This window comes from Streptomyces noursei (genome assembly GCF_016917755.1).
GTDB classification, from domain to species: domain Bacteria; phylum Actinomycetota; class Actinomycetes; order Streptomycetales; family Streptomycetaceae; genus Streptomyces; species Streptomyces yunnanensis.
In genome coordinates, this window is the sequence record NZ_CP070326.1 from 7,379,984 (window position 1) to 7,393,069 (window position 13,086).

The following is a 13,086-nucleotide window of genomic DNA, read 5'->3' on the forward strand; positions in this document are numbered from 1 at the left end:
ACTACTCGGCCACCACCACCGGGCGCGCCCGCCCCACCACCGCGGCCAGGTCCAGCGTGTGCGGCAGCGTGCCGAACGCCGCCCCCGCATCGCCGCCCAGTCGCGCGGCACAGAACGCGTCGGCCACCTCCGGCGGCGCGTACCGCACCAGCAACGCCCCCTGGAGCACCAGCGCCATCCGCTCGGCCAGCCGCCGGGCGCGCGCCTCGATGCCCTCCAGATCGGCGAGTTCGGTCAGCAGGCCCCTGATCGCCCGGTCCAGTCGGTGGTCGGCGCCCCGCGCGGTGCCGATCTCGGACAGATACGCGTCCAGCGCCGCCGGTTCGCGCCGCAGCGCCCGCAGCACATCGAGCGCCTGGACGTTGCCCGCGCCCTCCCAGATCGAGTTCAGCGGGGCCTCCCGCAGCAGTCGCGGCAGCCCCGACTCCTCCACGTAGCCGTTGCCGCCCAGGCACTCCAGCGCCTCCGCGACCATGGGCGTGCACCGCTTGGTCACCCAGTACTTGGCCGCCGGCACCGCCAGCCGCAGGAAGGCCCGGTCCCGCTCGGTGCCGCTGTCGTAGGCCGCCGCCAGCCGCAGCGCCACCGTGGTCGCCGCCTCCGACTCCAGGGCCAGGTCGGCCAACACGTTGCGCATCAGCGGCTGGTCGGCCAGCTTGCGCCCGAACGCCGCCCGGTACGCGGTGTGGTGCAGCGCCTGCGCCGCCGCCTGCCGCATCACCGCCGCCGACGCGGTGACGCAGTCCAGCCGGGTCGCCGCGACCATCTCGATGATCGTCGCCACCCCGCGCCCCTCCTCTCCGACCCGGCGCGCCCAGGTGTGCCCGTCGAACTCCACCTCCGCCGAGGCGTTCGAGCGGTTGCCGAGCTTGTCCTTGAGCCGCTGGATCCGGAAGGCGTTGCGGGTGCCGTCCGGCAGCACCCGTGGCAGAAGGAAGCAGGTCAGTCCTCCCGGCGCCTGGGCCAGCACCAGGAACGCGTCCGACATCGGCGCCGAGCAGAACCACTTGTGGCCGGTCAGGGCGTACTCCCCGGCCGCCGCCAGCGGTTCGGCGCGGGTGGTGTTCGCCCGGACGTCGCTGCCGCCCTGCTTCTCCGTCATCGCCATCCCCGCCAGCGCGCCCGCCTTGCGCGCCACGGGCCGCAGCTCCGCGTCGTACACCCGCGAGGTCAGCAGCGGCTCCCACACCGCGGCCAGCTCCGGCTCGGCCCGCAGCGCCGGCACCGCCGCATGGGTCATCGACAGCGGGCAGCCGTGCCCCGCCTCCACCTGGGTCCACACCAGGAAGCCCGCGGTGCGTCGGACGTGCCCGTGCGGGCGCGACCAGGCGTCGGTCAGCCCGGCCGTGACGGCGTGCCCGAGCAGCCGGTGCCAGGCCGGGTGGAACTCCACCTCGTCGATGCGGTGCCCGTAGCGGTCGTGGGTGCGCAGCACCGGCGGCGAGCCGTTGGCCTGCTCGCCCCAGCGCTGTGCCTGGGCCGAACCGGCCGCCCGCCCCAGCCGGCCCAGTTCCTCCCGCACCTCGCCGAGGTGCTCCCCGGCGACGTACCGGGCCACCCCCTCGGTGAGCGCCGGATCGGCGGCGAAGACGTCGTAGCCGGTGAGCGGCGGGGGCTGGTTCGTCACGGTATGAGTGGTGGCTGCCATGCCCGATACGGTAAAGAGGTGCAGCCGCCGAACGAACCCACCGAATCGCACGGGCCACCCCGGGGGCGCCTCACCCGTGCCCGGGTGCTCTACCGCAACGTCTCCAAGCGGCGGCTGGCGTGGCTGCTGGTCAAGGACATCGTCGGCAGCTGCATGCGCTACCGGGTCACCGGCCTGGCCGCCGAGGCGGCGTTCTGGTGCCTGCTCTCGCTGCCCCCGCTGATCCTGGGCCTGCTCGGCGTCCTCGGCTACACCGAACCGTGGATCGGCCACACCACCCTGGAGAACTTCCGCGGCCACCTGCTGCGCGCCGCCGGCACCGTCCTGTCCCACCGCGGCGTCGACGAGGTCGCCCGGCCCCTGCTGCAGGACGTCTTCACCGGCCGCCGCCCCGACGTCATCTCCCTGGGCTTCGCCCTCGCCCTGTGGTCCGGCTCCCGCGCGCTCAACGTCTTCGTGGACACCATCACGATCATGTACGGGCTCGACGGCCGGCGCGGCATCGTCAGGACCCGGCTGCTGTCCTTCGTGCTCTACCTCGCCGCCCTGGCCGCCGGGTCCATCGCCCTGCCGCTGATGGTCGCCGGCCCCGACGTGGTGGTCGGCTGGCTGCCCGCCAGCGAGAACGTCATCCGCGTCCTGTACTGGCCGGTCGTGCTGATCCTCTCCATCGCCTTCCTGACCACCCTCTACCACCTGTCGGTGCCGGTCCGTTCGCCCTGGCGCGAGGACATCCCCGGCGCCGTCGTCGCCCTGGCGATGTGGATCCTCGGCAGCTTCCTGCTCCGCCTCTACCTCACCGCGGCCGTCGAGGGCCCCACCATCTACGGCTCCCTGGCCGCGCCGATCGCGGTCCTGCTGTGGATCGGCGTCTCCGCCTTCGCGGTCCTGGTCGGCGCCGCCATGAACGCCGCGCTGGACCGGGTGTGGCCGTCGGTCGCCACCGCAGCCGCCCGCGCGGAGCTCGCCCGGCGCCGCGCCGCCGAGGACCTCGACGCCGGCTGACTCACGGCACCCAAATCCGCAGGAAGCGCCCGGCCACCCGCAGTTCGGCCTCGACGGCGGCGGCGGTCGCGCGCAGCGCGGGCAGCACCGCGGCGCGGGTGGCCGCCGGCGGCCGGCCGGCCGCATGGGTGGCGACCCCGACCGCGGCGACGGCACGGCCGGCGCGGTCGTGCACCGGGACCGCCAAGGAGCGCAGGCCCGCCTCCAGTTCGTCGTCCACCAGCGCGTGCCCGTCGGCCCGGACCCGGTCCAGGAGGGCCGGCAGCCCGGCCGGGCCGATGGCCGCACGCTCGGCGGTCGGCAGGGCGGCCAGCAGGACCCGGCCCGGGGCGGTGGCCGGCGCCGGGGCGCGGCTGCCCGGACTGATCGTGACGCTCATGATGCGCCCCGCCGGGACCCCGACGAGGTACTGGACGGCCGGTCCGGCGGCGTCGCCGTCGGCGGCCAGCACGGCCAACGAGGCCGAGTCCCCGACCCGTTCGGCCAGCGCGGCCAGGTGGGGCCGGGCGAGGGCCGGCAGGGTGAGCCCGGAGAGCGGCGCGAAACCCAGCTCCAGCACCTGCGGGGTGAGCCGGAAGCGCCCGTCGTCGGCCGCGGTGTAGCCGAGGTGCTCCAGGGTGATCAGGGCGCGCCGGGCGGTGGCCCGGGGGAGGCCGGTGGCCTCGGCGACGGCGGAGAGCGTCAGCGCGGCCCGGCCGGCGCCGAACGCGGTGAGCACGGCCAGCCCGCGGGCGACGGACTCCACGAATCCCGGGCCCAGTTGCCGCTTGGCCGCGCGCCGCCAGGCCGCCTGGTGGCGCGCGGCCGGATCCTCGGCGGAGGGCGGCGCGGCCAGCGCGGCCTCCATCGCGGCGACGGTGTCGCGGAGCCGGGCGAGGACCGCGCCCGGCAGCGCGGCGGCGGTGTGCCGGCTGGTGTGGCTGACCACGCTCACCGCGCAGACCGTGCCGCCGGCCGGGTCCCGGACGGGCAGCGCCACGGCGATCAGGCCCGGCTCGATGAGCTGGTCGTCCGGGGACCAGCCGGCGGCGCGGGCCGCGGCCACCCGCGCCGTGAAGTCCGCCGCGATCCGGCGGGCACCGGCCGGCGCGGCATCGCCGGCGCCCCGGGCCGGTACCGCGGGGAAGCCCGCGTCGACCGGGTCGGCGGCCCGGCGCGCCCGCCAGCGGCGCCACTCCGCCGGGCCCCAGTCCCCCGCGAACAGCGCCCCCGGCGCGCCCCGTTCGGCCGGCAGCAGATCGCCGATGCGGAACGCCAGCGACATCGCGCGGCGGCGGGTCGCCTGGTGGACGAAGCGCACCCCGTCGCCGTCCGGCACGGCCAGCGACACCGACTCGTCGAGCGTGTCGGCGAGGCGGTCGGCGAGCGGGCCGAGCCGGTCGGGGAGCCCGGTGGCGGCGAGGTAGGCGTTGCCCAGTTCCAGCAGACCGGGGGCGAGCACCGCGTCCCGGCCCTCGGCGCGGACGTGGCCGAGGGCGGCGAGGGTGCTCAGGACGCGGTCCGCGGTGGCGCGCGCCAGCCCGGTGGCCCGCGCCAGATCGCTCACCGCCGCCCGGCCGCCGGCCGCCGTCAGCGCGCGCAGCACGGCCAGCGCGCGGATCAGCGGTGTCACCGCCTCCGGTGGCGGCGGGGCGGGCGGAGCGGGGAAGGCGGACGGCGGCAAGGGGCTCTCCATGGTGCGGCGTTGTGGTCCGGGGTAGTCCGGAACCGTACCGGGCGGCCCGTTGACACGGCCCGGGGCCGGGACCAGACTCGGGGCAGCACACGATGTGAACGCCAGTTCACTGGGCGAACACCCTTTGTCCAGAGGAGAATTGACCCGTCGGGAGGGTCGGGGTCGCGCCACGGCCGGCCGGTTCCTGACGGGGTTCAGCGGGCCGCCGCGGCCGCCGCCGGCGCGCCCCGGTGACCGTCGGGGGAAACGTCGGCACGCTGGACCGCGTCCCGGCGAAAGCGGTGTCCACCGCCCGGTCCGTACCCGTCCACCGCAGGGAAAGGGCATCATGACCGCACCGGCATCCCCCGCCCCGCCGCCCCCGGCCCCCGCGCCGTACCGCGGCGCGGTGGAGCGCCACCCCCGACGACCGCTCCTCCCCTTCGACACCGGCACCGACCCGGATGCCGTGGAGCTGACCGGCCCGGTGTTCGGCCCCGCCGACGTCGGCGAGTGGGACGCCGACCTCACCCGGCAGCACCCCGGCGAGCCGCTCGGCGAGCGCATCACCGTCACCGGCCGGATCCTGGACCGCGCCGGCCGCCCTGTCCGCGGCCAGCTCGTCGAGATCTGGCAGGCCAACGCCGCCGGCCGGTACACCCACCGGCAGGACCGGCACCCGGCCCCGCTGGACCCGAACTTCACCGGCGTCGGCCGCTGCCGCACCGACGACCGGGGCCGCTACGCCTTCACCACCGTCAAACCCGGCGCCTACCCGCTGCCCGACGAGAGCTCCTGGCGCCCGGCCCACATCCACTTCTCGTTCTTCGGCACCGCCTTCACCCAACGCCTGGTCACCCAGATGTACTTCCCCGGCGACCCGCTGCTCCCGTACGACCAGATCCTCGCCGCGGTCCGCGACCCCGCCGACCGCCACCGCCTGATCGCCGCCTTCGACCATGCGCTGTCCCTCCCCGCGGGACCGCTGGCGTACCGCTGGGACGTGGTCCTCGACGGCCCGTCCGCCACCTGGACCGAGGAGGGCCGCTGATGCCGGACACCGACGACCGCGGCGGGCCGCTGGCCGCGACGCCCGCGCAGACCATCGGCCCCTTCTTCGGCCACGCGCTCCCCGTCCCCGACGGCGGCCGGATCGCGCCCGAGGGGCACCCCGACGCCGTCACCGTGCACGGCCTGGTGCGCGACGGCGCGGGCGCCCCGGTGCCGGACGCGCTGCTGGAGTTCTGGCAGGCCGGACCCGACGGCGGCCTGGCGGGCGCCCCCGGCTCGCTGCGCCGCGACGGCGCGGTCTTCACCGGCTTCGGCCGGGTCCCCACCGACGCCGGCGGGCACTACGCGGTCCGCACCCTGCGCCCCGCAGCCGCCGGGCGCTCGAACGCCGCGCCCCACCTCGCGGTCTGCGTGCACGCCCGCGGTCTGCTGCACCACCTGTTCACCCGCGTCTACTTCCCCGAGCACACCGCGGCGCACGCCACCGACCCGCTGCTGGCGCAGCTGCCCGAGGAGCGCGCCCGGACCCTCCTGGCCCACCCCGACGGCCCCGGCCGCTACCGCTTCGACGTGCAGCTCCAACAGTCCGCGGACGGCGCCTTCGAGGAGACGGTCTTCCTTGCCTTCCGCTGAACCACCGGCACAGCAGGCTGCGCCGGCCCGGGGCGTCCGTTCCCGCGCCGCCCACCCGGCGCTCTCCCGCCCCGCGGGCCTGCCGGGGCCCGCGCCCGGGATGCGGTACAACCTCGGTACGGCCGGTGATCCGGTCGCCCCCTTGGGGGTGCCCCCGGACGACGTCCGGGGGAGCCTCGTCGCGGCCCTCACCGCCCTGACCGGCCGCGACGAGGCCCTGGAGGCACCGCTCCGGGCGCGCCGGGCCGGCGCCCCGGACGCCGCGGGCCGGCCCGTCGGTCCCGCCCGCCGCCCCGGACCGCCCGGCGCCCGCGTGCCCCGCGCCCCGACGTCCCGCGCGTACCGCCCGCACCTCGCAGCCGCCCGGCACCCTCCGCACCACCGGTACGACCCGCAGGAGCCCCGATGACGCCGCCCGCCGCCCCCGCACTGCACCACACCACCGACGGCCCGCCCGGCACCCCACCGCTCGTCCTCGGCCCGTCGCTGGGCACCACGCTCTCCGTGTGGGACCCCCAACTCCCGGCCCTGGCCGGCCGGTTCCACGTCGTCCGCTGGGACCTGCCGGGCCACGGCGGCACCCCCGTCGACGCGCTGGCCGACCCCGGGACGACCACCGTGCCCGAACTGGCCGGCCTGGTCCTGGAGCTCGCCGACGCCCGCGGCCTCGACCGGTTCGCCTACGCCGGGGCGTCGCTGGGCGGCGCGGTGGGCGCCTGGCTCGCCGCCCACCACCCGAGCCGGGTCGCCTCGCTCGCCCTGATCTGCTCCTCCGCCCGGTTCGGCGAGCCGGCCGGCTGGCGCGAACGGGCCGCCCTGGTGCGCGCCAAGGGCACCGACGTGGTCGCCGACCCTGCCGCCGGCCGCTGGTTCACCCCCGCCTTCGCCACCTCACCGGAGGCCACCGCCCTGGTCGAGGCGCTGCGCCGGGACGTCTCCCCCGAGGGGTACGCGGCCTGCTGCGACGCCCTCGCCGTCTTCGACCTGCGCACCGCGCTGCCCCGGATCGGCGCCCCGACCCTCGTCGTGGCGGGCCGCGCCGACCCGGCCACCCCGCCCGCGCACGCCCGGGAACTCGCCGACGGCATCCCGGGCGCCAGCCTCGTCGAACTGTCCGGCGCCGCCCACCTCGCCGGCGTCGAGCGGCCCGCCGAGGTCCTCGCCGCCCTCCTCGCCCACCTCGCCCCGCTCCACACCGACCCCGCCCCAGGAACGGACCTCTGATGCCCCGCACCCCCGCTCCACCGAGGGACACCACCGTCGGCATCATCGGCGGCGGGCCGGCCGGACTGCTGCTCGCCCGGCTGCTGCACCGCGCCGGCATCGACTGCGTGGTGCTGGAGAGCCGGGACCGCGCCTACGTCGAGCAGCGGCAGCGCGCCGGAATCCTCGAACAGGGCACCACCGACGTCCTGCGCGCCTGCGGGGCGGGGGAGCGACTGGACCGCGAGGGGCTGGTCCACGACGGCATCGAGCTGCGCTTCGACCGGCGCTCCCACCGCCTCGACTTCCCGGCGCTCACCGACGGCCGCCGGGTCACCGTCTACGCCCAGACGGAGGTCGTCAAGGACCTGATAGCGCTCCAGCTCGCCGAGGGCCCGCCGCTGCTGTTCGGCGCCCGCGCGCTCGCGGTCACCGGCGCGGACACCGACCGGCCCCGTGTCCACTACGCACACGACGGCCGCGAGCACACCCTGGCCTGCGCCTACGTCGTCGGCTGCGACGGCTTCCACGGCGTGGCCCGGCAGGCGATCCCGGAGTCCGCCCGCCGCACCTTCACCCGCCGCTACCCCTACTCCTGGCTCGGCGTCCTCGCCGACGTCCCGCCCTCCCGCGACGAGTTGGTCTACGCCCACTCCGACCGCGGCTTCGCCCTGCTCAGCATGCGCACCCCCACCGTCAGCCGGCTCTACCTCCAGGTCCCCAACGACACCGACCCGGCGGACTGGCCCGACGAGCGGATCTGGGCGGAACTCCAGGCCCGTGCCGCCGTCGACACCGCCCCCTGGAAACCGGCCCGCGGCCCGCTCACCGCCAAGGCGGTCCTCCCGCTGCGCAGTTCGGTCACCGAGCCGATGCGCTGGGGCCGGATCCTGCTGGCCGGCGACGCCGCCCACATCGTCCCGCCCACCGGCGCCAAGGGCCTCAACCTCGCGGTCGCCGACGTCACCGTGCTGGCCCGTGCGCTGACGCACCGGCACCGGACCGGATCGGCGGAGCTGCTCGACGCCTACTCCGCCACCTGTCTGCGCCGGGTCTGGCGCGCCGAGCACTTCTCGCACTTCATGACCACGGCCCTGCACACCGACCCCGAGCAGAGCCCCTTCGACACCCGGCTGCAGCTCTCCCAGCTCGACCGGATCGCCGGCTCCTGGCACGCCGCCGCCGAACTGGCCGAGAACTACACCGGGCTGCCGCTGTAGTGACCGGCGCCGGGTCCCGGCCGGTCCGGGTCCCGATGACCCCTGCGGTAGCGCACCAGCAGCATCGCCGCGTCGTCGTGCAGCGGGCCCTCCGCGTGGTCGACCACGTCCTCCCGGACCGCCTGCAACGCCGCCTCCGGGTCGGGGTCCTTGAGCAGCACGGCCCGCTCGTCGAGGGGATAGAACCAGCCGGCCGAGTCCCGGGCCTCGGTGACCCCGTCGGTGTAGAAGAGCAGCTGGTCACCGGGGGCGAACGGCACTTCGTGGGGGACCGGCGCGTCCGGCCGGTGGTCCATCAGGCCCAGCGGCAGGGCGCGTTCCGGCGGCGCCGCGTAGCGGACCTCGCCGGAGGGGCGGACGACCAGGGGGGAGGGGTGGCCGAAGTTCAGCAGGGTCGCGTTCGGACCGTCGCCGATCTCGGCGAGGACCGCGGTCACGAACCGCTCGCCGGACAGATGGCGGTTCAGCGCCCGCTCGACCCGGGCGCCGACCGCCGGCAGGTCCGGTTCGTCGTGCGCCGCCTCCCGGAACGCGCCGAGCACCACCGCGGCGCTCTCCACCGCCTCCAGGCCCTTGCCCTGCACGTCCCCGACGATGATCCGCACCCCGGCGGGCGAGGTCACCACCTCGTAGAGGTCCCCGCCGATCCGGGCCTCGGCCACCGCCGAGGTGTACGAGACCGCGATCCGCAGCGGGCCGGCGCCGCGCGGCACCGGCCGCAGCAGCACCCGCTGGGCGACCTCGGCGATCGACCGGACATTGGCCAGCTCCGCCTCCCGGCGCTGCCGCATCACCGCGGCCACCACGCCGGCGGCGGTCACCCCGGCAACCGACAGCAGCGCGGTCAGCCCGCGCCGGCTCTCGAACAGCCCGCTGTGCACCCCCAGCCCGACGCAGAGCACCGCCGCGGTCAGCCCGACCAGCGCGGTCCGCCGCCAGCCGCCGACCAGACCGGCGAACGCCGGCCCCAGCGACACCAGGGGCAGGAAGCCGACCCCCGGGCCCGCGGTGATGTCCACCGCGCTGACCGCGGCCATGACCAGGTACGGAAGCGCGGCCAGCACGCGGGAGCGGTTGCGCTGCTCCGCCTTCTCCACGGTCAAAGGTCCACTCCGGCGTTGTGACGGCTCGGGGACCGGATGGCCGGCGGTCCCCGAGGGGCGATCGCTTGCGGGGCCGGCCACGGTCCGTTCGACTGTCCGAAACCGTCCTCCGGGCCCCCGACCTGAGCATATGCAACATTTGCCGGGCTGACGGACGGGGAGTACGCGGCCGTTACCGAATCGCAGCGGCACGGGGTGGTCCACCGGGGCCGGACGACGCGAGTGCGAGGACAGGAACCCGCGCGGTCCTGGGGCAGGCCCTAAGGGAGGAACGACCGCGCGGCGTTCACCCTGCCGGGGCGCAGGATGCGGATCGGGCCGCGGTTGCAGTCGGGGCAGTCCGCACGGGTCAGCGGAGAGGGCACCCGGCGGCCGTGGGCGAAGTAGTCGGCGCGGCGGTGGCCCGCCAGATCGGTGGTGTGCCGGATCTCGTACTCCTCCTCCCACCCGTGCCCGCAGTGCAGGCAGACGAACGAGTACGCCTCGTGAACCGTCTCGGTGTCCCTTTCCATGGTCACCACGCCCTCTCTCCGGGGCCGTCGCACCCGCGGCGGCGCCGGACGGATCCTGCCGCACCTCCCATTATTGCGCCGCTCCGGCGCATCCGCGGCGGCGCCGGAGCGGCCCTCAGGCCCGGCCACGGACCTCCGCCAGCGCCTCGTACACCGCCGCCACCAGCGCCCGGCTCCGCGGATCCTCGCCGCTGGTGCCACCCCCGAAGCGGTTCATCGTGTACGCGTAGGACAGTCCGTTCTCCGGGTCCGCGAAGGCGTACGAACCGCCCGCGCCGCCGTGCCCGAACGCCCGCGGATTGGGGCCCGCCTGCCCCCGGTCGTTGAGCATGTAGCCCAGCCCCCAGCGGAACGCGGTGGCGGTGCCCTCCGGGACGAGCGCGCCCAGCGTCAGGTCCGGCTCGTCCGGCCGGCTCTGCGAACTGCGCAGCGCCTCCAGGGTGGCGGGCCCGACCAGTCGGCCGCCGGCCAGCGCCGCGTAGACGGCGGCCAGGCCGCGCGCCGAGGCGTGGGCGTTGCTGGCCGGGATCTCGGCCGAGCGGTAGGCGGCGCTGTTGACGTCGCCGATCGGGACGTAGCGCAGCGCCAGTGTGACCGGGGCCAGCGGATGCTCCTCGATGGCGCGCACCGGGGGGAGCGGCGCATCCGGGAAGCGCTCGGCGAGCAGCGCGTCGCCCAGCTGCCCGACCATGTCGGCGCACCGCGGGTGCTCCTCGGCGGGGGTGCCGATGAAGAGGTCGGCGCCGAGCGGCCCGGTGATCTCGCTGCGCAGGAACGCCCCCAGCGACTGCCCGGTGATCCGCCGGACCACCTCGCCCACCAGATACCCGAACGTCGTCGCGTGATAGCCCTGCGCGGTCCCCGGCTCCCACCACGGCGGGGTGTGCGCCAGGGCGTCGCAGACGTACTCCCAGTCGTAGGCGCGGCCCTCGGCCAGGGGCTCGCGGGGCGCGAGCAACCCGGCGCGGTGGCAGAGCAGCCAGCGCACCGGTATGGCCTCCTTTCCCGCACAGGCGAATTCCGGCCAGTAGCGGGAGACCGGGGCGTCCAGGTCCAACTCGCCCCGGTCCACCAGGAGATGGGCGCACAGCGCGGTCATCCCCTTGGACGTCGAGTAGACGTTGACCAGGGTGTCGCGCTCCCAGGTGCGGCTGCCGGCCGCGTCCGCGTGACCGCCCCACAGGTCCACCACCGGCTCGCCGTCCCACGTCACCGCGACCGCCGCGCCGATCTCCCGGTGCTCGCGGAAGTTCCGCTCGAACGCGCGCCGCACCCCCTCGAAACCCGGTGCGCAGTGGCCTTTGACGGTGGCGGCTTCCACAGTGGCTCTCCTCGCGTCGTCGCGGTGCGGTCGGGCGGCGCGCCCCGCCGCCCGGACGCCCGCGCGCGGAGCACGACGCACCCCGGCCGTGGAGCACGTACGGATGATCCGTCCGGGTCGATGCCTGTGGCAACCATGCCTGTCCGGCCAGAAGTGTTCCCGCCCGTCCGGACCAATGTCGCGGCACGGGATGATGGCTGCCATGACTGCCCCGACCGCCGCTGCGATCCACCCCGTCCAGGCCCTCCTCGTCGTCGACGTGCAAGCCGCGTTCGTCTCCGGGCGGGAGGCGGTCCCCGACGCGGACCGGGTGCTGCGCTGCACCCGCGACCTGCTCTCCCGGGCGCGCGCGGCCGGTGCCCTCGTCGTCCACCTCCAGAACGACGGCGAACCGGGCGCCGTCGACGCGCCGCACACCCCCGGCTGGGAACTCCACCTGCCCGTCGAGCCCGGCCCCCGCGAGCGGGTCGTCCGCAAGACCGAGGACGACGGCTTCGCGGACACCCCGCTCGGCGACCTGCTCACCGGCGCCGGCGTGACCGAACTCGTCGTCTGCGGCGTGCTTTCCGAGATGTGCGTGGCCGCCACCGCGCGCACCGCGCTGGCCCGGGGGCATCGCGTCGTCCTGCCGCACGACGCGCACGCCACCTATGACATCCCCGCCGCGCCCGGCATCAGCGACACCGTCCCGGCCGCGATGTCCTCCCGGGCCGCCGAATGGGCCCTCGGCGACGAGGTCGAGATCGTCCCGCACGCCGCCGCCGTGCCCTTCACCGCCGCGCCCGGCCCTGCCGTCCGGCCCGCCGCCGCGCCCGGTCTCCCGGTCAGCCCCGCTGCTCCGCCGCCTTCTCCAGTGCGGTGACGTACGCCGCGATGAAGTGGTCCCGCACGCCGTCCGAGGCGGGGGCCAGCAGATCGGCGGTGAGGCCCCGGCCGCGGTCCAGCAGGCCGCCGATCAGCGGCATGGTGTTGTGCACCGCGCCCCGGGAGTCGATGTAGCGCAGCGCGGAGACATGGCGGAAGACCGGCTCCGGCGGGAGCTGGGGGACGATGTCGTTGTTGTTGACGAAGCGGTACATGCGGTCGGTGAAGGCGGAGTTGAACTCCTTGGCCAGGACCGGGTCGCAGGTGCGGGGCTGGCCGAAGGTGTAGACGCCGTCGGCGGTCAGCTTCGGGTCCTCGAAGTGGAGCCGGGCGCCGGCCAGCATCGCCAGCGCCCCGCCCAGACTGTGGCCGGTGAAGTAGAGCGCCTGGTCGTTGTCCCGGAACTCCTTGAGCGTGGTGAGGACCTGCGGCCAGACCGACTCCAGCGCCTCGGCGAAGCCGTAGTGGACGTGGCCCCGGCCGCCGGGGCCGGGCCATGGCGGGGTGGTGGCGTCGGACAGCCAGTCCCGCAGCTCGGCGGGCTCGGTGCCGCGGAACGCGGTGATGATCATGTCTCGCCCGCCGAGGGTGTACGCCTGCGTGTCCTGGAGGGGGAACGGCGGGCGGAAGGCGGTGTGGTGGTGGCGCACCCGGTCGAACCCCCACTCCCGGGCAGCGGCCTCGATGGTCTGCTCGCCCTGGTACGCGAGCTCGGCGGCGCGCACCATGCACACCGCCTGGCGGAGGCTGTAGCCGGTGGCCTGCTGGTCGACGCGGGGACTACTGGTCAACGGGGGGCTCCTGGAGGGGTGCGGACGGCAGTGACGACAGGGCGACTACAGAGAGCGCGCTCTGACTACACACCGTAACCCCTTGCTGGTGCGGCGAGCAGGTGCGCCCGTTTAAACCACT

The 13,086-nt window shown here is 76.0% G+C and carries 13 protein-coding genes; 7 read left to right on the forward strand and 6 right to left on the reverse strand.

All coding sequences use genetic code 11. The features are described 5' to 3' along the window. Nucleotide 1: 1 nt before the first annotated feature. A complete protein-coding gene (locus JNO44_RS32225; protein ID WP_205367359.1) occupies nt 2–1,648 on the reverse strand; it encodes an acyl-CoA dehydrogenase family protein in 1,647 nt (548 codons plus the stop codon). An 18-nt stretch (nt 1,649–1,666) separates the two neighbouring features. Here JNO44_RS32225 and JNO44_RS32230 point away from each other — a divergent pair, with 18 nt between their 5' ends. Continuing rightward, nucleotides 1,667–2,653, forward strand: coding sequence for a YihY/virulence factor BrkB family protein (locus tag JNO44_RS32230; RefSeq protein WP_205367361.1), 987 nt, complete (start codon nt 1,667–1,669; stop codon nt 2,651–2,653). A gap of 1 nt (nt 2,654) precedes the next feature. Here JNO44_RS32230 and JNO44_RS32235 read toward each other — a convergent pair whose 3' ends face one another. After that, complete coding sequence (locus JNO44_RS32235; protein WP_205367363.1) at nt 2,655–4,328, reverse strand: IclR family transcriptional regulator domain-containing protein; 1,674 nt, start codon at nt 4,326–4,328, stop codon at nt 2,655–2,657. Between the two features lie 328 nt (nt 4,329–4,656). On the opposite strand from JNO44_RS32235, the gene pcaH reads away from it, so the two are divergent. The 5 genes from pcaH to JNO44_RS32260 are packed head-to-tail and all read left to right on the forward strand — an operon-like array spanning nt 4,657 to nt 8,374. After that, on the forward strand, nt 4,657–5,358 hold the full coding sequence (gene pcaH / locus JNO44_RS32240) for a protocatechuate 3,4-dioxygenase subunit beta (protein ID WP_102925782.1): 702 nt from the start codon (nt 4,657–4,659) through the stop codon (nt 5,356–5,358). Then, on the forward strand, nt 5,358–5,951 hold the full coding sequence (gene pcaG / locus JNO44_RS32245) for a protocatechuate 3,4-dioxygenase subunit alpha (RefSeq protein WP_205367365.1): 594 nt from the start codon (nt 5,358–5,360) through the stop codon (nt 5,949–5,951). Before pcaH ends, pcaG begins: the two co-directional genes overlap by 1 nt. Beyond that, a complete protein-coding gene (locus JNO44_RS32250; protein WP_205367367.1) occupies nt 5,938–6,360 on the forward strand; it encodes a hypothetical protein in 423 nt (140 codons plus the stop codon). The genes pcaG and JNO44_RS32250 overlap by 14 nt, the downstream gene beginning before the upstream one ends. Next, nucleotides 6,357–7,175 carry a 3-oxoadipate enol-lactonase gene (gene pcaD, locus JNO44_RS32255; RefSeq protein WP_205367369.1) on the forward strand — a complete coding sequence of 273 codons (819 nt, stop codon included), beginning with the start codon at nt 6,357–6,359 and terminating at the stop codon, nt 7,173–7,175. Before JNO44_RS32250 ends, pcaD begins: the two co-directional genes overlap by 4 nt. Next, nucleotides 7,175–8,374 (forward strand): 4-hydroxybenzoate 3-monooxygenase, encoded by a 1,200-nt coding sequence (locus JNO44_RS32260; RefSeq protein WP_205367370.1) that lies wholly within the window; start codon nt 7,175–7,177, stop codon nt 8,372–8,374. The genes pcaD and JNO44_RS32260 overlap by 1 nt, the downstream gene beginning before the upstream one ends. Here the strand turns inward: JNO44_RS32260 and JNO44_RS32265 are convergent. From JNO44_RS32265 to JNO44_RS32275, 3 genes are all read right to left on the reverse strand, one after another. Then, complete coding sequence (locus JNO44_RS32265) at nt 8,353–9,411, reverse strand: PP2C family protein-serine/threonine phosphatase (RefSeq protein ID WP_275695813.1); 1,059 nt, start codon at nt 9,409–9,411, stop codon at nt 8,353–8,355. The genes JNO44_RS32260 and JNO44_RS32265 overlap by 22 nt on opposite strands. Before the next feature lie 326 nt (nt 9,412–9,737). Next, nucleotides 9,738–9,989, reverse strand: a complete 252-nt coding sequence (locus JNO44_RS32270; RefSeq protein WP_229921890.1) for a hypothetical protein — start codon at nt 9,987–9,989, stop codon at nt 9,738–9,740. A gap of 115 nt (nt 9,990–10,104) precedes the next feature. Continuing rightward, nucleotides 10,105–11,310 carry a serine hydrolase domain-containing protein gene (locus tag JNO44_RS32275; RefSeq protein ID WP_205367372.1) on the reverse strand — a complete coding sequence of 402 codons (1,206 nt, stop codon included), beginning with the start codon at nt 11,308–11,310 and terminating at the stop codon, nt 10,105–10,107. A 202-nt stretch (nt 11,311–11,512) separates the two neighbouring features. On the opposite strand from JNO44_RS32275, the gene JNO44_RS32280 reads away from it, so the two are divergent. Next, on the forward strand, nt 11,513–12,172 hold the full coding sequence (locus JNO44_RS32280) for an isochorismatase family protein (protein ID WP_205367373.1): 660 nt from the start codon (nt 11,513–11,515) through the stop codon (nt 12,170–12,172). Here the strand turns inward: JNO44_RS32280 and JNO44_RS32285 are convergent. Next, complete coding sequence (locus JNO44_RS32285) at nt 12,135–12,965, reverse strand: lipase family protein (RefSeq protein ID WP_205367374.1); 831 nt, start codon at nt 12,963–12,965, stop codon at nt 12,135–12,137. The two genes, JNO44_RS32280 and JNO44_RS32285, sit on opposite strands and share 38 nt — an antisense overlap. Between the last annotated feature and the right edge of the window lie 121 nt (nt 12,966–13,086).